Annotated in this window: 22 protein-coding genes and 1 tRNA gene; 9 read left to right on the top strand and 14 right to left on the bottom strand. The window is 33.3% G+C overall.

Features of this window, described 5'->3' with window-relative positions; translation table 11 throughout:
• Positions 1-102: 102 nt before the first annotated feature.
• The 6 genes from H4V97_RS06205 to H4V97_RS06180 all read left to right on the top strand — a co-directional run bounded on the left by H4V97_RS06205 (position 103) and on the right by H4V97_RS06180 (position 6352).
• Positions 103-876, top strand: coding sequence for a tetratricopeptide repeat protein (locus H4V97_RS06205; protein ID WP_209549205.1), 774 nt, complete (start codon positions 103-105; stop codon positions 874-876).
• An 82-nt stretch (positions 877-958) separates the two neighbouring features.
• Positions 959-1534, top strand: coding sequence for a 6,7-dimethyl-8-ribityllumazine synthase (gene ribH / locus H4V97_RS06200; RefSeq protein WP_209549204.1), 576 nt, complete (start codon positions 959-961; stop codon positions 1532-1534).
• Positions 1535-1713: 179 nt separating this feature from the next.
• On the top strand, positions 1714-3555 hold the full coding sequence (gene mutL, locus H4V97_RS06195) for a DNA mismatch repair endonuclease MutL (RefSeq protein ID WP_209549203.1): 1842 nt from the start codon (positions 1714-1716) through the stop codon (positions 3553-3555).
• Complete coding sequence (locus tag H4V97_RS06190; RefSeq protein WP_209549202.1) at positions 3552-4295, top strand: rhomboid family intramembrane serine protease; 744 nt, start codon at positions 3552-3554, stop codon at positions 4293-4295. The genes mutL and H4V97_RS06190 overlap by 4 nt, the downstream gene beginning before the upstream one ends.
• Before the next feature lie 83 nt (positions 4296-4378).
• Positions 4379-5242, top strand: a complete 864-nt coding sequence (locus tag H4V97_RS06185; protein ID WP_209549201.1) for a rhomboid family intramembrane serine protease — start codon at positions 4379-4381, stop codon at positions 5240-5242.
• 57 nt (positions 5243-5299) lie between these two features.
• A complete protein-coding gene (locus tag H4V97_RS06180) occupies positions 5300-6352 on the top strand; it encodes an endonuclease/exonuclease/phosphatase family protein (RefSeq protein WP_209549200.1) in 1053 nt (350 codons plus the stop codon).
• 10 nt (positions 6353-6362) lie between these two features.
• On the opposite strand, the gene H4V97_RS06175 is transcribed toward H4V97_RS06180, so the two are convergent.
• The 7 genes from H4V97_RS06175 to H4V97_RS06145 form a co-directional block, all read right to left on the bottom strand.
• The gene (locus H4V97_RS06175) at positions 6363-6989 is read right to left on the bottom strand and encodes a WbqC family protein (RefSeq protein WP_209549199.1); all 627 of its coding nucleotides are present in this window, start codon (positions 6987-6989) and stop codon (positions 6363-6365) included.
• Positions 6990-7009: 20 nt separating this feature from the next.
• Positions 7010-7390, bottom strand: a complete 381-nt coding sequence (locus H4V97_RS06170; RefSeq protein WP_209549198.1) for a four helix bundle protein — start codon at positions 7388-7390, stop codon at positions 7010-7012.
• Positions 7391-7516: 126 nt separating this feature from the next.
• Positions 7517-9088: a signal peptidase I gene (gene lepB, locus H4V97_RS06165; protein WP_209549197.1), complete on the bottom strand. Its 1572-nt coding sequence runs from the start codon at positions 9086-9088 to the stop codon at positions 7517-7519.
• Between the two features lie 57 nt (positions 9089-9145).
• Complete coding sequence (gene dapB, locus H4V97_RS06160) at positions 9146-9847, bottom strand: 4-hydroxy-tetrahydrodipicolinate reductase (protein ID WP_209549196.1); 702 nt, start codon at positions 9845-9847, stop codon at positions 9146-9148.
• A 53-nt stretch (positions 9848-9900) separates the two neighbouring features.
• Complete coding sequence (locus tag H4V97_RS06155; protein ID WP_209549195.1) at positions 9901-10461, bottom strand: DUF5683 domain-containing protein; 561 nt, start codon at positions 10459-10461, stop codon at positions 9901-9903.
• Complete coding sequence (locus tag H4V97_RS06150; RefSeq protein WP_196850138.1) at positions 10461-11360, bottom strand: ParB/RepB/Spo0J family partition protein; 900 nt, start codon at positions 11358-11360, stop codon at positions 10461-10463. Before H4V97_RS06150 ends, H4V97_RS06155 begins: the two co-directional genes overlap by 1 nt.
• 4 nt (positions 11361-11364) lie before the next feature.
• Positions 11365-12132, bottom strand: a complete 768-nt coding sequence (locus H4V97_RS06145; RefSeq protein WP_196850139.1) for a ParA family protein — start codon at positions 12130-12132, stop codon at positions 11365-11367.
• A 433-nt stretch (positions 12133-12565) separates the two neighbouring features.
• On the opposite strand from H4V97_RS06145, the gene H4V97_RS06140 reads away from it, so the two are divergent.
• Both H4V97_RS06140 and trxB read left to right on the top strand, forming a co-directional pair.
• A tRNA-Pro gene (locus H4V97_RS06140) sits at positions 12566-12640 on the top strand.
• A 129-nt stretch (positions 12641-12769) separates the two neighbouring features.
• A complete protein-coding gene (gene trxB, locus H4V97_RS06135; RefSeq protein WP_209549194.1) occupies positions 12770-13717 on the top strand; it encodes a thioredoxin-disulfide reductase in 948 nt (315 codons plus the stop codon).
• A 65-nt stretch (positions 13718-13782) separates the two neighbouring features.
• Here the strand turns inward: trxB and H4V97_RS06130 are convergent, their stop codons facing one another.
• The 6 genes from H4V97_RS06130 to H4V97_RS06105 all read right to left on the bottom strand — a co-directional run bounded on the left by H4V97_RS06130 (position 13783) and on the right by H4V97_RS06105 (position 19116).
• Positions 13783-14616 (bottom strand): GIN domain-containing protein, encoded by an 834-nt coding sequence (locus H4V97_RS06130; RefSeq protein WP_209549193.1) that lies wholly within the window; start codon positions 14614-14616, stop codon positions 13783-13785.
• Positions 14617-14701: 85 nt separating this feature from the next.
• The gene (locus H4V97_RS06125) at positions 14702-15448 is read right to left on the bottom strand and encodes a head GIN domain-containing protein (RefSeq protein ID WP_209549192.1); all 747 of its coding nucleotides are present in this window, start codon (positions 15446-15448) and stop codon (positions 14702-14704) included.
• Between the two features lie 2 nt (positions 15449-15450).
• Positions 15451-17175 (bottom strand): PspC domain-containing protein, encoded by a 1725-nt coding sequence (locus tag H4V97_RS06120; RefSeq protein WP_209549191.1) that lies wholly within the window; start codon positions 17173-17175, stop codon positions 15451-15453.
• A 5-nt stretch (positions 17176-17180) separates the two neighbouring features.
• Complete coding sequence (locus tag H4V97_RS06115) at positions 17181-17510, bottom strand: PadR family transcriptional regulator (protein ID WP_196850144.1); 330 nt, start codon at positions 17508-17510, stop codon at positions 17181-17183.
• Positions 17511-17566: 56 nt separating this feature from the next.
• Positions 17567-18643: a M23 family metallopeptidase gene (locus tag H4V97_RS06110; RefSeq protein WP_209549190.1), complete on the bottom strand. Its 1077-nt coding sequence runs from the start codon at positions 18641-18643 to the stop codon at positions 17567-17569.
• A 17-nt stretch (positions 18644-18660) separates the two neighbouring features.
• On the bottom strand, positions 18661-19116 hold the full coding sequence (locus H4V97_RS06105) for a DUF4870 domain-containing protein (RefSeq protein WP_209549189.1): 456 nt from the start codon (positions 19114-19116) through the stop codon (positions 18661-18663).
• A 233-nt stretch (positions 19117-19349) separates the two neighbouring features.
• Between H4V97_RS06105 and H4V97_RS06100 the strand changes: the two genes are divergently transcribed.
• Complete coding sequence (locus H4V97_RS06100; protein WP_209549188.1) at positions 19350-19802, top strand: DUF4442 domain-containing protein; 453 nt, start codon at positions 19350-19352, stop codon at positions 19800-19802.
• Between the two features lie 80 nt (positions 19803-19882).
• Here the strand turns inward: H4V97_RS06100 and H4V97_RS06095 are convergent, their stop codons facing one another.
• A complete protein-coding gene (locus H4V97_RS06095; protein WP_196850148.1) occupies positions 19883-20092 on the bottom strand; it encodes a hypothetical protein in 210 nt (69 codons plus the stop codon).
• Positions 20093-20109 lie beyond the last annotated feature (17 nt).

Raw genomic sequence — 20109 nt, 5'->3', positions numbered from 1 at the left:
AAGAAAGAATCGCCTATTACATTTTTTTTAAATATAAAAGCATATTTTTTGTGTGGGTTTGAATAAAAATTTTATTTTTGCGATTCACTAAATTAAAAATAAATGGCTACTTACAGTAAAAGAGGATATAAAGCACCAAAAGAAAAAGAAGTTAAAGATACAGTTGAAGAAGTACAGGTGGACGACAAAGACAGCGCAACGGCGGGTGTTTTTTCTAAATTAGATGAAACGGCTTCAAAAACAGAGGATTGGGTTGCTAGAAATCAAAAAGTAATTATTGGATTAGTTGCCGGTGTTGCTTTGTTTACAGTAGGGTATTTAGCGTATCAAAAATTTATTGCTTCGCCAAAACAAGATGAAGCTGCTAACGAAATGTTTGTTGCACAACAAAACTTTCAAAAAGCTACAGACGGTGTGGCAAGTGATTCATTATATAAATTGTCTTTAAATGGTTCTGAAGGTAAGTTTGGTTTTATAAAAATAGCAGACGAATATTCTGGAACTGATGCAGGAAACTTAGCTAATTATTATGCAGGTATGGCTTATTTAAATACAGGTAAATATGCTGAAGCTATTGATTTTTTGAGTAAATTTAACTCAGAAGATATTGTTTTAAATGCTATGGCAAAAGGAGCAATCGGAGATGCTTATGCACAACAAAATAAATCAAAAGAAGCTTTAGAGAATTATGTGAAAGCAGCTGAATCAAACAAAAATGATTTTACAACTCCACGTTTCTTATTAAAAGCAGGTAAAACTGCTTTAGCCTTAGGAAATAAAGAAGACGCTTTGAAATATTTTACAGATATTAAAGATAATTATGAAGCAACTCCAGAAGCTGCTTCAATTGACGTTTTAATAGGATTAGCACAATAAAGAGTATTCAGTAATCAGTAACAATAGGCAGTTTATTATGCTGCCTGAATACTGAACACTGAATACTGAAAACTAAAAAAATATGGCTACCGTAAATAAAAATTTATCCGACTACGATAAAAATTCAATCCCAAATGCGAAAGATTTTCGCTTTGGGATTGTTGTTTCAGAATGGAATGATTCTATAACTGAAGGTCTTTATAAAGGAGCAATCGAAGCGCTTTTGGAAAACCAAGTTCCATCCCAGCATATCATTCGCTGGAATGTTCCTGGGAGCTTTGAACTTATATATGGTTCGAAGAAAATGTTGCAAACACAGAATGTTGATGCAGTAATTGCTATTGGGTGTGTGATTCAAGGGCAAACAAAGCATTTTGATTTTGTTTGTGAAGGAGTAACACAAGGGATTAAAGACTTGAATGTTCAAACAGATATTCCTGTTATTTTTTGTGTCTTGACCGATAACACAATGCAACAATCCATTGATAGAAGTGGTGGGATTCATGGGAATAAAGGTACCGAAGCTGCTATTGCGGCCATAAAAATGGCTTATATTCGTCAACAATCTTCATTGTCACATCAAATAGATAATCAACATTTATTGTCTTCGGGAGCGATTCGAATAGAAGAAGGATCGCCTTTAGAGCTAAAGGAATAAACGATAAAATCAATAATTATAAACCTATACTATCCTTTAAAATAGTATAGGTTTTTTGTTTTTTTTATGATTAAGTACGCTACAAAACCCAATAGAAATTCATTAAATTTGTACACTTTGGTTGTACATAAACTTTATCCCGAAGTTTCGGGAATTTAAACTTCAAACAATATTTTTTAATGTCGAGTATCATTCAATTACTTCCTGATCATGTTGCCAACCAAATTGCTGCTGGAGAAGTTGTTCAAAGGCCCGCTTCGGTGGTGAAAGAATTACTTGAAAATGCCGTAGATGCAAGAGCAACAGATATAAAATTGATTCTTAAAGATGCAGGGAAGGCATTGGTACAGGTTATTGACAACGGTCTTGGGATGTCAGTCACGGATGCGCGTTTGTGTTTTGAACGTCATGCCACTTCCAAAATCCGTCAGGCAGAAGATTTATTTTCATTACATACCAAAGGTTTTCGTGGAGAAGCACTAGCATCCATTGCAGCAATTGCGCATATGGAAATGAAAACCAAGCAGGACCAAGAGGAGTTAGGGACACATATAGTTATTGAAGGCAGTAAGTTTGTTTCACAAGATGTAGCGGTTCTGCCAAAAGGAACTTCATTTGCAGTCAAAAATTTATTTTTTAATATTCCTGCGCGTCGAAATTTTTTAAAATCAGATACGGTGGAATACCGTCATGTTATTGACGAGTTTCAACGAGTGGCTTTGGCGCACCCAAAAATACATTTTACGTTTTATCACAACGGCAGCGAAATGTTCAATTTACCTCCTTCGACATTAAGACAAAGAATTGTCAATGTTTTTTCTGGTAAAACCAATGAGAAATTAGTGCCAGTTCAAGAAGAAACAGAAATTGTGAGTATTCAAGGTTTTGTGAGTAAACCTGAATTTGCGAAAAAGAATCGTGGAGAACAGTTTTTCTTTGTCAACGATCGGTTTATTAAAAGTGGTTATTTACATCATGCGGTCATGGCTGCTTATGATGGGATTTTGAAAGATGGTGCGCAACCCAGTTATTTTTTATATTTAACAGTTCCGCCTAATACGATAGATATTAATATTCATCCGACAAAAACCGAAATTAAGTTTGACGATGAACATGCTTTATATGCGATATTAAGAGCGTCTATTAAACATAGTTTAGGGCAATTTAATGTAGCGCCTGTTTTGGATTTTGATCGGGATTCTAACTTGGATACGCCTTACCATTACAAAGATTTAGAGGGCGCAACGCCAACTATTCAAGTCGATGGTAATTTTAATCCGTTTTCTGATGATAAGCCTAACAAACATTTTTCTAATTATAAAAAGCCGGAATCGACAGCAAATTGGGAAAGTTTGTATGTAGGTTTAAAGCAAGAAAGTGATGAAATAGGACATATTACTTTTGAAAATGAAGAAGTAACTTCTTCTTTATTTAATGATGAAGAGGTAGAACATGCTGTTCACAAAACCTATCAAATTCATAAAAAATATATTGTTACTTCTATTAAATCCGGGATGGTAATTGTGGATCAACAGCGGGCACATCAACGTGTTTTATATGAACAGTTTTTAGTAAACATGACCGTTCTTCAAGCATCAAGTCAGCAGTTATTATTTCCTTTGAACTTGTTTTTCTCGTCAAGCGAAATGGAACTTATTGCAGAATTACAATTTTCATTAATGAATACAGGCTTTGTTTTCGAAGAAAATAATACAGATCATGTTGTCATTTCAGGAATTCCCGTTAATGTTACGGAGAGCGAAGTATCCATTGTTTTGGAACAATTATTAAGTGATTTACAGGATGGAATTCCAGAAAGCAGTTTTAGTCAGAACGATACGATTGCTAAATCAATGGCTAAAAGTTTAGCGGTTAAAACAGGAACCCATCTTACAGAAAAAGAACAAGAAAACTTGGTAAATGGGCTTTTTGCCTGTAAAGAACCCAATGTTTCCCCATTTCATAAACCCACTTTCATCACGATGCGTGTGGAAGATTTAGATAAAAAATTTGCAATATGAGAAACGTTACAGAAACGGTTAAGCAATTAATCATTATTAATATTTTATTCTTTGTTGGAACCCTCGCTTTAGGTGATATCGCTTATAAATATTTGGCATTATATTTTCCTGAAAACCCAAGTTTTCAATATTGGCAACCTATTACTCACATGTTTATGCATGGAGGATTGATGCATATTTTCTTTAATATGTTTGCCTTATATTCGTTTGGATCGGCATTGGAAAGTGTTTGGGGAAGTAAAAAATTCTTGTTTTTTTATGTTTCTTGTGGTTTGGGAGCAGCTTTGCTGCATACGGCAGTGAATTATTACTATTTTCAAGATGGTTTAAATACTTTGATGGCACAAGGTTTTTCTAAAGCTGAAATTTTAGCCGTTTTGAACGGTAAAAATAACCAACAAATTATCGCTCTTTTGAATAGTGCTGATATGCTAAATTTTGTTAGCGCTTATGTTGGTACTGCGGTTGGAGCATCTGGTGCTATTTATGGAACTATTGTCGCATTTGCTTTTATGTTTCCAAATGCGGAATTGGCGTTAATGTTTATTCCTGTTCCAATTAAAGCAAAGTATTTTGTACCAGGTATAGTTTTAGTAGATTTGTATTTAGGAATATCTGGAAAATCAATTTTTGGCGGTGGTGGAATTGCTCATTTTGCCCATGTTGGTGGTGCTTTATTTGGATTTATCATAATGTGGTATTGGAAGAAAAATCAATTCAATCAAAATCGTTGGAATTAATTTAGAAAGTAGGTGAGGACATAATTAAGCTTAAAAATAAATATAGAGTTACGAAACATAATTCCTAATAGAAAAAACAGGTAATGAGTATTATTGATGATTTGAAATTGCAGTATAAATTAGGTGGAATAGCCCAGCGGTTAATCTATTGGAACGTGTCTTGTTTTCTTATTTCATTAATCTTTTTCTATCAATTTAAGGTTGGTGCATTCTATTTCCCTAGTTGGATTGCACTTTCGTCAGAGCCATCTAATTTTATTATGGCACCATGGACTTTTCTAACCTATGCTTTTTTGCATGATGGATTTTGGCATTTGTTTTTTAATATGATGGTTTTAAATTTTTCGAGCACTTTATTTTTAACTTTTTTTTCGCCTAAACAATTTCTAGGATTGTATCTGTTGAGTGCTATATTTGCTGGAATTGCTTTTGTTTTAGGGTATTACTTTCTAAATACTAGTGCTTCGATTGTAGGTGCTTCAGCAGCAATTATGGCTATTTTAGTGGCTGCCACGACGTATCATCCTTTGATGAATGTTCGATTATTGCTTATAGGTAATTTGAAATTATGGCATATCACCTTTGTGATTATTTTGTTGGATTTAATGCAATTTAGATTAGAAAATACTGGCGGACATATTTCTCACCTCTCTGGCGCTTTATTTGGTTTTATTTTTATTAAATTGCTTGAAAATGGAATTGATTTAAGTAAAATAGTGACACGTATTTTTGACTTTTTTGCAAATTTGTTTAGCAAATCTTCGTCAACACCATTCAAAAAGGTGCACAAAAATTATAGCAGGCCAATGGAAAGAAGTGGCTCTAAAATCATAACAAAAGACAAGGCACAGCAGCAAATAGATGAGATTTTGGACAAAATAAGCCAGTCGGGTTATGATAGTTTGACTAAAGAAGAAAAAGAGTTTTTATTCAAAGCAGGAAAGTAATATTGTTTAAATTTTAATGTTGCAGTAACTTTAAACTTCAGACACAAATAAAAATAAATGAAAAACCTCTCGTGGTTCAATAAACTAATGTTTTTTTTGAATATAGTGCTAATACTATTAACATTTATAGCCTATTCTTTGCCGTTTTTGGCACCTAAGTCGTTCCCATTACTCTCTGTTTTAACGCTATTTATGCCGTTCTTTTTTATTGCGAATGGGTTGTTTTTTATTTATTGGCTGCTGCAATTCAAAAAACGAATGATTTTGTCGGGACTAGTACTTTTGATTGGAATTACGTTTATTAATAAATTTTATAAATTTTCTTCTACTGATTTCCCTGTGCTAGACAAGGATTTTACGGTAATGAGTTATAATGTTCGTTTATTTAATGTGTTTAAATGGATAGATAGAGATAATGTTCCTGCTGAAATTCTAGAATTTGTAAATGAAAAAAACCCTGATATTTTGTGCATACAAGAATACTCTTCTTCAGCCAATATAGATTTTAAAATATATCCACACCGATATATTTTTACAGATGGAAACCAAATTAAAACAGGACAAGCTATTTTTTCTAAATTTCCCATTATAGATCAAGGAAATATTACTTTTCCAAACTCTGGTAACAATGTTATTTTTGCTGATATTAAGAAAGGAAAGGATATTATCAGAGTGTATGATATGCATTTGCAATCTATTAAAATTACACCAGACGTAAATGAAATTGATGAACACATAGACGCTATCAATCAGAAAAAATCACAACAGCTGTTCATAAGGATTAGTAAAGCTTTTAAACAACAGCAAGAGCAAGCTGAGATTTTTATGGAGCATAAAAAGGATTGTAAGTATCCAATAATCATTTGTGGAGATATGAATAACAGTGCATTTTCTTATGTTTACCGAAGTATAAAAGGAAAATTGCAGGATAGCTTTGAAGAAGCTGGTAAAGGTTTTGGTGCCACGTATAAATTTAGATATTACCCTGCAAGAATCGATTATATTTTTGCAGATGACAAAATGAAAATTAAAAAGTTTGAAAGCTTTCCTGAATTTATAAATTCGGATCATTTTCCGGTAATGGCAAGAATGTCATTTGAAGGAGAGTAATTTTTGAAAACTATAATATAATCAGCTCTTGTTTTTTTAAATAATCTAAAGCATATTTACCTTCATTAAATAACAAATCAAGTACACTAAGATTGTTGATAAATCCATGTTTATCGTCAAAAACCTGGGTGTAACTTTCAAAAAGGGAAGAATCTTTTTTTCCATTTACCAAGGCTCTGAAGTCTTTAAACTCATTTGGATCCACTTCGTGAAAGTATTCTGTGGTTGTGGAATAATCCAGTTTCATTCGTAAACATTTCGATACAATTTCTAAAATTTGAAAATTCAAATCCAATAAAAAGGTATGCTTTTTTTCGAAAATTGGACGCAAGTCATCTTCAAAAAACTCAAAGAAGGGCGAACTTCTGTAGGCCGCTTCTAATGATTTAAAATGTTGTTTTTGCCAATCAAAATCAGGTTCTATTTGAATATCTTTTGTTTTTTGATGGCTTTCTTTGGAATGCTTCACAGGAATATTCAATAGTTGAATCCCATTTGGACTATAGATATACGTTCTGTTGCGATTGGTTTGTTTTTGAAAGTTATCCGCTACCTCAAACACTACAATCTCCGCTTGCGCTAGAGCAGCAAAATGGCTTATCGAAGGGAAATAGGTAGGATGGAGTAAAGTGTCCATTTGGTTATTCGTTAATTTGGTTATTTGTTTTTTTCCGTTGATTTTTCTATTTGATAATTTCGAAGACCATTTAATTTGTTTGTTACACTTTCAATATTTTGTCTTAATTTTAAATACTCATCTTCAATAATAATATTTAACTCAAAAGATAATATCAACTGATTTAAGACTTCAATGGCTGAACTAAATGCCATTGTTGTGAAATGTGCCTTGTCTTTATATGAATTTCTTGCAGAACCTTCGGCAATATTTGAACATATAGAAACTGATGCTCTTCTTAATTGTGAAATTAATCCAAATTTTTCTGAATCAGGATAAGTTGAAGTTAATATGTAAATTGATTTAGCAAATTCTTTTGCTTCCTTCCAAACCTCTAATTTCTCAAATGAATAAGTGTACATTTTATTTGGGGACTTGTTAAGTAAATTCCTAAGTTATTTGAAACATATTTGATGTTTATTTTTATCTAATGACTAAGATATCTTTCGGTCTATGCAATCAAATAACCAAATTAACGAATAACCGAATTAAACTTTTTTCTCTTTTCTCTTTTTCCAGAAATATTCTCCTATAAAGAAAGCGACTAAACCAAACAAGAATAATTTAAAATAAGATTGTGGTTGTCCTTCACCGCTAACAGTTGTAAAAACTCTGTCCCAACGAATTTTATTTAAACCTTTACCATTAGTGTCCCAGCTCATCCAGATAAAAATAGGTTTTCCTACAATGTGATCCTCGGGCACATATCCCCAATAACGGCTGTCTTCTGAATTATGGCGATTGTCTCCCATCATCCAGTAATAATTTTGTTTGAAGGTGTAGTTTTTAATGATTGCTCCATTCAGTCTTATTTCGTCACCAGTAACTTTTAAGTCATTTTTGTCACCATTGCCATTCTTCTCATACTCCGTAATTATTCTTTTGTAAAATGGTAAGCTTTCTGCAGTCAAGGCGACTGTCTTTCCTTTTTGAGGAATGTAAATTGGACCAAAATTATCACGATTCCATTTATGTATATGAGGAAATATTCCTTCTTCGATACCTTTTGAAATTTGTCTTGTGACAGATACTATTCCGGGTACATTTTTCAATCGTTCAGCTCCCGCTGCGGTAAGTGCATTTAAAAATAAGGTATCTCTTAGTTCACTTTTAAAACCAGCTTGATCCGTAGCAACATCCATATCTTTCAATAGATATTCAAAATCAATAGGTGTTTTTTTATCCAAAGCTACGGCATATGAATATTGTGGTCTTGCTCTTTCGGGCATAACCATTAATTTATTATTGATATAAACAATTCCATCTTTTATAGACAAACTATCGCCAGGAACTCCCACACATCGTTTAACATAATTCGATTTTTTATCTACAGGTTTGAATGCATGTCGTTTTGATGTGTCAAAAAATTTATAAACGGTATCAACAGGCCAATTGAACACTACGATATCTGTTCTTTCTATCGTTTGAAAACCAGGTAATCTCAAGTAAGGTAATTGTGGCCAGTTTAAATAAGATTTTCTTTTAGTTAATGGAATAGAGTCATGTACCATTGGTAAAGCAACAGTGGTCATAGGAACTCTAGCTCCGTAATTCATTTTGCTGACAAAAAGAAAGTCACCAATCAACAACGATTTTTCTAATGAAGCAGTAGGGATGGTGTAAGGTTGAATAAAATACGTGTGAACTAAAGTAGCTACTATCACCGCAAAAAGTAAAGAACTAACGGTGTCTGCTGTTTTATTCTCAGGATGTAAACTTCTGTCTGCGTTATACTCTAATTTTTGGGTATAATTAATGTAATAAATGTAGAATCCAAAAGTAATTATTCCTAAAAAACTATCTAAAGTAGATTTTTTTCCAAAACTTCTTAAAGTCTCTACCCAAATAATAGGAAACATTATCAGATTTATGATAGGAATAAAAAGCAAAACTGTCCACCAGGTTGGGCGACCGATAATTTTCATTAAAACAATAGCATTATATACAGGAATGGCAGCTTCCCATCGTTTTCTACCGGCACTTTCATATAATTTCCATGTCCCTAAAAAGTGAACTATTTGTACAAATAGGAAAAAGACAAACCATTGATATAATGTCATAATTTTAGATTTTTAATTTTGATTGCTTGAATATGCTTACGCTCTTTTAATTAGAGTTTATTTTAAGTTTAAGACGTCTTTCATTGTAAAAACACCATGTTTTCCCGCGAGCCATTCAGCTGCGATGACAGCGCCAAGTGCAAAACCTTCTCTATTGTGCGCTGTGTGTTTGATTTCTATGGCGTCTACAGCTGAGTTATAGGTTACAGTATGTGTTCCGGGAACATTTCCAATTCTTTTGGCGTCGATATGAATCTGGTTAGCTTCAGGGTTTTCTAAGGTCCAGTTCGTGTATGAACTGTTTTCTATCACGCCTTTTGCTAATGATATCGCAGTTCCACTGGGAGCATCCAGTTTTTGAGTATGATGAATTTCTTCCATCTCTACTGAATACGAATCAAATTTTGACATTATTTTTGCCAAATATTCGTTGAGTTCAAAGAAAATATTTACGCCTAGACTAAAGTTCGAACTAGAGATAAATCCTCCGTTTTTTGCTGCACAAAGCGCAACCATTTCATCATAGTGTTCTAACCAACCCGTAGTTCCTGAAACAACTGGAACATTTGCGTGAAAACAATTTGATATATTATTGACTGCAGCCGAAGGAACACTAAAATCGATAGCGACATCTGCATTAGAAAGACCTTCAAAAGTGTTATTTTCGTCTTTTTTCAAAACGATTTCATGTCCTCTTTCTGTGGCAATTCTTTCGATTACCTGACCCATTTTACCGTATCCTAAAAGCGCAATTTTCATTTGTGTGTTATTTGTGATTAAAAAAAGTAGAGAGTTAGCAACTATTTTACTTTTTAAAAATGGTAGTTAAGTGTTAGTCCAACATTAGTTTTAAATGTTACATCATTGGGATAAATAATAGGTCTAACAGATAAGTTTTCATCAACATTGAATTGTAGTAGGGCGGCGTCCACATTGGCATCCACAATATTTAATGCGTAAAATGCCAAGGTTACTAGAGCTGATAAATCTCGATTTCTTTGATAAAATTTCTGGCCGGCAATCAATCGGGTTTTATCTAAATAACTAAAATTATCATCCGTGTATCCTTCCAGTCTTCTTTTGTAAGCGTCTCTGTATTGATGGTATTTTTTATTGTTATCGATGTAAAAATACAAACTGGTTCCAATAGCTCCATAAACAATAGGAATCTTCCAGTATTTTTTATTGTAAGCTTGTCCTAAACCTGGTAATATAGCCGAGTAAAAGGCCGCTTTAGCTGGTGTCAAAGGATCTATGTCATTTGATTTCAAAGTGTCTTTAGCCACAAGAACTGCATCAGTTTTTGTTTGGGCAAAAACAGTTGCAGTTCCTACAGTAAAAAAGAATAGAACTATGAAAATGATTTTATGCACTACTCGTTTATTAGTTTAATTATTCTGTTGAAATCTTCTTCGGAATGAAATGGAATTGTAATTTTCCCTTTTCCGTTACCCGCTACTTTGACATCGACTTTTGTACCAAAATAATTGGTAAAAGTGTTTTTTTGAGTCTCGCCAATTTCAAATGTGGCGGCTTTAGTTTTACCTGCAGGTTTTGGTTTTAAACTTTCCTGGTAGTTTTTTACCAAAGTTTCTGTGTCTCTAACTGAAAGATTCTGACTTACGATTTTTTGATAAATATCAGTCTGAATATCTTGGTCTTCGATATTGATTATCGCACGACCATGACCCATACTGATAAATCCATCACGAATCCCAGTTTGAATAATTGGATCTAATTTCAAAAGTCTGAGGTAATTGGCAATCGTAGAACGTTTTTTACCCACTCGTTCACTCATTTGTTCTTGAGTCAATTGAATTTCGTCAATCAAACGCTGGTACGAAAGCGCAATTTCTATTGGATCTAAATCATGGCGTTGAATGTTTTCAACCAAGGCCATAACCAGTGATTCATTGTCATTTGCAATTCGAATATATGCGGGAACAGTAGTCAAACCAACCAAAGTGGAAGCGCGAAGACGACGTTCACCTGATATTAACTGGTATTTGTTAAAGTCTAATTTCCGAACAGTTATAGGTTGAATAACGCCTAATTCTTTAATAGAAGTAGCTAATTCTCTCAATGATTCTTCATTGAAATTACTTCGAGGCTGAAACGGATTGATTTCGATAGCATCTATTTCAAGCTCAATAATATTCCCTACAACTTTATCTGCATTTTTATCGTCTACAGATTTTATATCGTTTTCCGGATCTTTTAATAATGCTGATAATCCTCTTCCTAATGCTTGTTTTTTTATTGCTTTTGCCATAAAACTATTTACTGTTTTTCTTTATAACTTCTTGAGCAAGATGTAGATAATTTGTAGCTCCTTTACTTGTAGCATCGTAGTTTATAATGCTTTCGCCAAAACTTGGTGCTTCGCTCAACTTAACATTTCGCTGTATAATAGTGTCAAAAACCATATCGTTAAAATGTTTTTGAACCTCTTCAACAACTTGGTTTGATAAACGCAATCTGGAGTCAAACATCGTCAATAATAGTCCTTCAATGTCTAAATCTGGGTTATGAATTTTTTGGATACTTTTTATGGTATTCAATAATTTCCCTAAACCTTCCAATGCAAAATATTCACACTGAATTGGAATAATCACGGAATCAGCAGCCGTCAAGGCATTTAATGTAAGCAATCCTAAGGATGGAGCACAATCGATTATAATAAAATCGTAGTCATCTTTAACACTTTCCAATGCTTTTTTAAGCATATATTCCCTGTTCTCTTTGTCAACCAATTCGATTTCGATGGCAACAAGATCAATATGAGAGGGTATGATATCTACATTTGGAGCCGAACATTTTATAATGGCCTCTTTTGGGGTATTACTGTGTTCTAAAATTTGATACGTACCAATCTCAACAGATTCTACATCAATTCCCAAACCGGAACTGGCATTTGCTTGAGGATCAGCGTCAATTAATAGTACTTTTTTTTCTAAAACGCCTAATGAAGCAGCAAGATTTACAGACGTTGTAGTCTTCCCAACTCCCCCTTTTTGATTAGCAATCGCAATGATTTTGCCCATTTATTTTTCTAAATTTTGAACCGTAAAAATACAATTAAATATGGTTTCTAAAAATCTATTTTGTTAACATTTGTTAAAGCTTGATTAGTCGCTATTTGACAGATTACCTTTTTATAAATAGATACGATTTTCCGGAGCTATTCCAGCTGTTCGTTTCAATCCTTCGCATTGAGGCTTGACCTTCTCCTTTTTTTATAAAGCCATAAAAGAAGCTTTCTTTGGTCGCTCTTTTGTGTCAAGAAAAAATCTGGAGAAGCTCAGCGAAGCTTTTCACTGTAATCTAGGCTAGGGGAATTGGTGCATAAATTGCATAGGGGGAAAAGCTCGAGAGAGTTATTTTTTTTGATTATTTTTTTACCAAATTATTTTTATTTCTTATTTCATAAATAGTCTTTGAATAAGCAAAAAATAGTTCTATATTTGCACTCGCTTTCGGGGTGTAGCGTAGCTCGGTTATCGCGCCTGCTTTGGGAGCAGGAGGCCGCAGGTTCGAATCCTGCCACCCCGACTAAAAAATCCTTTCTGTCTCCACAGAAGGGATTTTTTTATTGTAGAATAACAAAAACTGATTATTTCGGTTCTGTAATCCAGTAATTATCACTTATTTTTGTACTGTTTAAAATCATAAAATCATACTATGTCTGATACAATCGAAAAAATTAAATGTCTTATTATAGGTTCTGGTCCTGCAGGTTATACTGCTGCAATATATGCCGCTAGAGCAAATATGAATCCTGTTTTATACCAAGGAATGCAGCCTGGAGGGCAACTAACAACAACTAACGAAGTGGAAAATTGGCCTGGTAATCCTGAAGGAATAACTGGTCCGGAAATGATGGTGCAATTACAAGCGCAAGCGCAACGTTTTGGTACGGATGTGCGTGATGGTTGGGCCACCAAAGTTGATTTTTCAGGCGATATTCATAAGGTATGGATCAATGGTACTAAAGAATTGCATTGTGAAACAGTAATCATTTCTACTGGTGCTACTGCTAAATATTTGGGTTTACCTTCTGAACAACATTACTTAAAAATGGGTGGTGGTGTTTCTGCTTGTGCCATTTGTGATGGATTTTTCTATAGAAATCAAGACGTAGTAATTGTTGGCGCAGGAGATTCAGCGTGTGAGGAAGCACATTATTTGTCAAAACTTTGTAAAAAAGTGACGATGTTAGTTCGAAGCGAAAAATTCAGAGCTTCAAAAATCATGGAAGAACGCGTTCGCAAAACAGAAAATATTACGATCCTGATGAATCATGATACTGTAGAAGTTTTAGGTGATGAACAAGTCGTTACGGGTGTGAAAGCACTAAATAAATCTACAGGTGAAACGTTCGATATCGAAGCCACTGGTTTCTTTGTTGCTATTGGTCACAAACCCAACACAGATATATTTGTACCTTTTATTAAATTAGACGAAACGGGATACATTATTAACACACTTGGATCTTCTAAAACTAATGTTGATGGTGTTTTTGTTGCCGGTGATGCTGCGGATCATGTGTATCGACAAGCAATAACTGCGGCAGGAACAGGTTGTATGGCCGCATTAGACGCTGAAAGATATTTAGCTGCCAAAGAGTAAATAAACTATAAAAGTATAGCGTAAAAAAAAGTCCCAATTCATAAAATTGGGACTTTTTTGTTTTATTATTTTGCTTTCTTGAGCAATTTGGCTTCGCCACTAAATTGTCGCATTTCTATTTTGGGAGTACCCAAAAGTTGAATTTCGGAATTTCCGGTAGCATCTATAATTACGTTAGTTTCTACAAACAAACTACCAGAGGAATAACTTTCTGTTGTCACTTCAGCATTTTTAACGAAAAGTTTACTTCCCTTCAAGGTTGAATTATTGTCCAATCGAACTGTTGCATTAATTGCATTACCTTCAATTGCTGCATTTGATTTTTGGTACAAATCAATTTTCAAATCAACAGTAGTGATTAAAGATTTCAAAGCCGCATTTTTACTTAATTCGATTGTTGCTTTTTCTGATTTTAGATTGAGTTCCATTTTGGTTTTGTCATCTGCCTGTAAAAGAAAATTCTTAGTATTGACATTCAAAAAAAGTTTTGAATAATCATAGGCTTTAAAGGTGACGTCGTCCAATTGAATTTCTTCTATTGCGTTTATTATTGCTTCATTTTTTGAAGTAATTAGATTTAAATCCTTGGTATACGTTACTCTTACCATTAACTTCTTATAACCTACAGCTTCTTTCGTGGTATAAATTCGGAGTGTATTGTCTTTTAAATCAAGAGCAATAATTTCGTGAAGATTTTCATCTGCTTCAATTTTAATTGAATTCTTTTCACCACGCTCGAGATATACTTCAATATTATCGTCTATTTCTAGTTCGTCGAAATCACCAATGTCTTTATTTTCGACAGTTACCGTTTTTGAACCTTTTAATTTATCTTTCTTTTGTGCCAAAGTTAAAGTGGTAGACAACACGAGTAGGAATATAGCAAGGTGTTTTTTCATTTGGATTTTTATTAGTATTGTACAAATATAAAAAAATCATCCACTTTTGATGGATGATTTATCTTGTTTCTGTTAAAATAGATGTCTATTCTTCGGAAACACTTCCGCCAGAACTTTCTGCTTTCGTGATTTTTTTTGGAACATGATTGTAATCAATCGAACTTCCGCTTGATGCTTTTGCGTTCAGGCTCACTATTGGATGCACGTTTGTAGAACTTCCGCTTGAAGCTTGAGCCGTTATATCATTGGCAAATAATTTGGCAGCATCTATCTCGCTTCCGCTGGAAGCTGCCGTCTCTAGACTTAATGCTTTTCCATTAATGTTAATGGAACTTCCGCTTGATGATTCGCAAATAATAGAATCCACTTCCAGCGACACTTCAATTTCACTTCCGCTACTGGCTTTTATTTTGATAGTCTCGCCTTTTAAAACGTTGAGTGATTTTATGTTAGCGCCACTAGAGGATTGCAATTCTTTGATTTCAGGAAGTTTTACAGTAATTTTTTTCGATTTAGATTCATCGATATTTTCATCTGTTTCAACAATTAAAACCCCGTTTTCGACCTTGGTTATAATATGTTTCTGTAAATTTTCATCAGCTTCTACGGTAATTGATTTTGTTTCAGACTGTACCAAAACAACATCAAGACCATTACTGGCTTTAACACTGGTAAAATTTCCATTGGCACTTCGGGTTTTTGTAGTAACATTTCCGTTTCCATCGATTCCGTCTCCTATATGGATTGAATGATTGAAGTTACACGATGCAAATAGCAAAGCAGTTAAGGTTACAATTATGAATTTGGTGATTAACGTGATTATTTTTATCATGACTATTTGGTTTTAATGATGATACCGTCTTTGTTTATTTTTAATTCCTTAAATCTTTTTTTTGAATCGTTAATAGTATCACCATTTACAGAAACACCGTTTTCGTTAATGATAATTGATGTTTGGGTACTATCACTTTCTTCAGCAACATCATTGTGTTCATTTTCTTCTGCTGGACAATTCAAGCATTTTACTTTAGAATCTTCCACTTTGTAAATATAATTGTCAGAACTATAATGTAAATTAAAGTAATCATCATCTGAGCGATCGTAATTTTGAACACTTGAATCCACTTTCAATAAAGTACCTGTAGGTAAAAACAAAGTGATTTCTACTTCTTGATCACGATATTTATTCTTTAAATCGCTTAATAGATAATTATCTAAAATTAATTGGTTTCCTACTATTTTGTAGCCATATTTAATTTCTTCTGCTCGTTTTTTGGCTTCGAATAATGATTTTCCTTTCGCTTCTTTTTCTATTTGAATATAAGGAATTTTCTCATCCGTCTTTTCTATCTTGAAACTTACTTGGTTAGAATAGATTATATCTGAATTTGTTGAATCTTGTGTTATCTTGAAATCATTACGATCATCAAGGTTTTTGGCATAATAATCATTATATTTAAATTTAATGGAAAGAGTGTCATTTGGCTGCAAAATAATGTTTTGTTTCTGAACAACTCTCCCGTCAATCGCAAAAGCGGAGGCTTGTTTTACACCAATAGAAATCGACAATGCAATTGATATTAACCAAAGCGCTAACAACGTATATTTCGCAATGTTTCCAATAGATTTCATGTTTGGTGCTAATAATTTGAAACCTAATAATGTTAGGAAAAAGAATGGAATTCCCACTGCAAAGAACATCAATAATCCAAAAGCCCAAATAGGATAATCCGTAAAGTTTCCGGCTTCAATAAATCCCTGCCAAGGGAAGTCAATAAAAGCGTTAGATCCCAATGTAAAAACTCCAATTAGCAATAAAATAAGTACTGTAAATCCAGTTATGATTAAAATCACACCAAGAAATTTTGCGAAAACTTTGAAAACACCCAATATAAAATCTCCTAAAGAACTCCCAAATTTTCCAGCTCCAGTTTTTATCTGATTTCCAAATTTGTCGTAATCGGCATTTTTGAATTTGTCAGAAACATTTTCAAATTCTTCTCTCACTTTTTTTTCGATGTTCGAAATTGTAACTGGCTCTCCATTCATTTCAAGTTTTTCAGATGTGGTCACTGCTTCAGGAACTACAATCCAAAGGATGATGTAAGCAAGAATTCCAGTACCAAATCCCCAAACTAACAAAATCAATGCAATACGAATCCAAACCGTTTCGATTCCAAAATAATGACCTAATCCGGCAGCAACACCACCAATCATTCCTTTTTCTTTATCTCTATATAGTTTTTTTGTTTGACGAGTGTCATTACCGTATGTGGAAGCATTTTGATTTTCTTCTTCAATAATGTAATCTTCAGGTTGCCCCATCACAGCAATAACTTCATCTAGATCTTTCAAGCCTATTACATGTTTATCGCTTTTTTGTTTTTCGGTCAATAATTCCGAAACACGCATTTCAATATCTTTAATGATTTCCTCTTGTCCTGATGATTTAGATAAAGAACGTTTTATTGCGTCAAAATAACGCGTCATTTTCAGGTATGCATCTTCATCTATATGAAAGAACATTCCGCCTAAGTTAATATTTACAGTCTTGTTCATGGCTATTATTTTTGGTTTGTTATTAGGTTTACAGCATCGGAGAGTTCGGTCCAAGTGCCATTAAGTTCGTTTAAAAATGTTTGTCCTATTTCGGTTAGTCCATAATATTTCCTTGGGGGACCTGATACCGATTCTTCCCAACGATAGTTGAGTAATCCGTCATTTTTCAAGCGGGTAAGAAGCGGATAAATTGTTCCTTCCACGACTAATAATTTTGCGTTTTTCAAAGTGTCTAATATTTCCGATGTGTATGCCTCTTTTTCTTTTAATACGGATAAGATGCAAAACTCGAGAACACCTTTGCGCATCTGGGCTTTTGTGTTTTCAATGTTCATAATTCGTTTTTTTTGATTTTTGTGTTGATTAAACTATTCATTTTTTGATTGATGATTTATTTTTTTGTATTTGAAATAAAAATATCTCCGGTATTTACCGTTCCGTATTTTATATTTTGCTTAGTATTTCCTAAAAGTATGCTGAAATCTGAGAAATAAGAAGGTAAACCTTCGGCATTGGCTCCGCTTGTGTTGCGTACTTCAAAATGCAGGTGTGGCATAAAGGCACTTCCGGAAGTTCCAATTTCACCAATTTTTTGGCCTTGCTTCACTTTGTCTCCTGTTTTTAATGTGGAACTGTTTTGTTTCATGTGTCCGTAAACAGTAAATAATTTATCTCCATGTTGAATGATTACATAATTTCCAAATAATTCCATTTGATTATTTTTTAATTCGCCCATATCAAATTGTTTATTATCAAGTTTTGATTTCTCTACCGCTACGATTGTTCCATTGGCAACAGCTAGTATATCAGTTCCAAATGAAAACCAGTCATTATCCTGGAGGCCATCAGTCTTAAACATTTTTCCGTTAGCATCCACTTTTGCGAAATCATAAGCATAGCGCATGAAATTTGTCGAAAACCCAAAGTTCTTAATTGGTGCAAATTCATAATCAAACCTGCGATGATGCGCGTTATAATCATGGCCGTCATAAACCAAGGTTGTATTTTTCACAGGAAGGATAAAGTCAACTGCTTGTTTATAATTTTTCGGAATTACAGTGTGTTCAATTGAAATGCTATTATTAAACGTAAAAGTATATACCAGTTTTTCTGTAATGTCATTAGGAATTACGGGAAAAGGATTAAAGATGTTAATTATTCCAACTCCGTTTAATTCTTTATTAGGAATCATGTTAATGCTTGGCGCTGTACCATTATTGTCTAAAAATTTTTCTTTCAGCAACTGGTTGTTTTTATCGTAAATGCGCAAAAGGACTTTAGTTAGTTTCAAGGTGTCGGCTGTTTTGTTTTCAATGACGAAATCAAAATTAATCACAGTTTGGCTGTCTACAAACTCTTTTAGCGGAACAGCAGGCTTATGTTCGATTTTTATTGTCTCCTGAGCCCATACACGAGAATTTATGTTAATTAGAACTATTAAAATCAGTATGTTAGATATTTTTTTCATTTTTTAAATTCTTAAAATTATTTAATAAAAGGAATCGATATTGGATATTTATATTTTTCTCCATTTGATGTTTTAATAGCCGCGTAAATAATTAAGAAAAATTCAGCTACTTTCAATAGAAGAAAAAGAAAAACAGCCACTAGACCTACCGTAATAATTCCGATATTATCTCCTATATTAAAATTGTTGATAATGTAATCATTATCATTTGCAATTGCATTAAAAGGAATGTTACTGAAGACCGTAAATATAAAAATGGGAACGGCTACCATGATAAGAAGCAAAGAATACAATAACAAACTCAATTGAAAATTAAGAACTTGTTTTCCGTGAAAATCTATAAATTCCGATTTGTCTTTTTTTGAAGTCCAAATCAAAATTGGAAAAATATAATTTCCAAATGGGAAAAAATATTGAGTTAAGGCACTCAAATGTGTAAATGTAGCGGTGTTCTTTTCGGTAGTTGTTTCCATTTTTTTTAATTGTTGATTTTGATTGATTTGCCAGTTCGTCTTTTAGACTCTTGTGATGATTGAAAATTCCAGGTTCTTAATAATTTAGGTCACCTAGTAATTTCTTATACAAATATATGTCTAAAAGAGAGTATCTTGTTTCGCATAGTACCAAAAATTAACAAATATTTAACAAAATATTTTTATATGTACGCATAGTATTTTTTCGTATTTTAGCAAAAAAACCACTACTGATGAGACTTACAGCTTCTAAACTTAATAAATTTCTACTGTTCAAATTACCATCCGCATTTATATGCGGCGTGAGAGTAAAAGAAATAGACCAAAATAAATGTGTAGTATCCGTAAAGCATCGTTGGATTAATCAAAACCCGTTCAACTCCATGTATTTTGCTGTGCAAGCCATGGCCGCAGAATTATCTACAGGGGCTTTGGTGATGTTTCAAATTCAAAAAAGCGGTAAGAAAATCTCGATGTTGGTAGCCAATAATAAAGGGAATTTTACCAAAAAAGCTACCGGAAGAATTACTTTTACATGTGATGATGGTCATCTTATTGAGAAAGCGATTCAAGAAACGATTGCTACTGGAGAAGGACAAACCTTCTGGATGAAATCTATTGGAACTGATGAAAAAGGAATCCAAGTTTCTGAAATGGATTTTGAATGGAGCGTTAGAGCAAAATAAAAAATGCAATTATACTGGATATATATTATAAAAAACGCCTCTAAATTTAGAGGCGTTTTGCTTAGATAAGGTTTAACGGATTATGCTTTAGAAGCACATTTTTTTCCATCCGATTTACATTTGGCTTGGCATTTTTCGATTTCTATGGCGGTCATTTTGTTAGCTTTTGAATCTGTTTTAACACAACATGATTCTTTTTTTGCTTTTTCTTTGACCACCGGTTTGGTATCTTGAGCACTAACAATACTTGTGAATAAAGCCATTGCTAAAATTAGTCCTATTTTTTTCATCTTTATTAAAGTTAGAA

Source organism: Flavobacterium sp. CG_23.5 (genome assembly GCF_017875765.1).
Classification (GTDB): domain Bacteria; phylum Bacteroidota; class Bacteroidia; order Flavobacteriales; family Flavobacteriaceae; genus Flavobacterium.
Note: the sequence above shows the minus strand (reverse complement) of the source record. Positions and strands in the feature narration are given on the sequence as shown.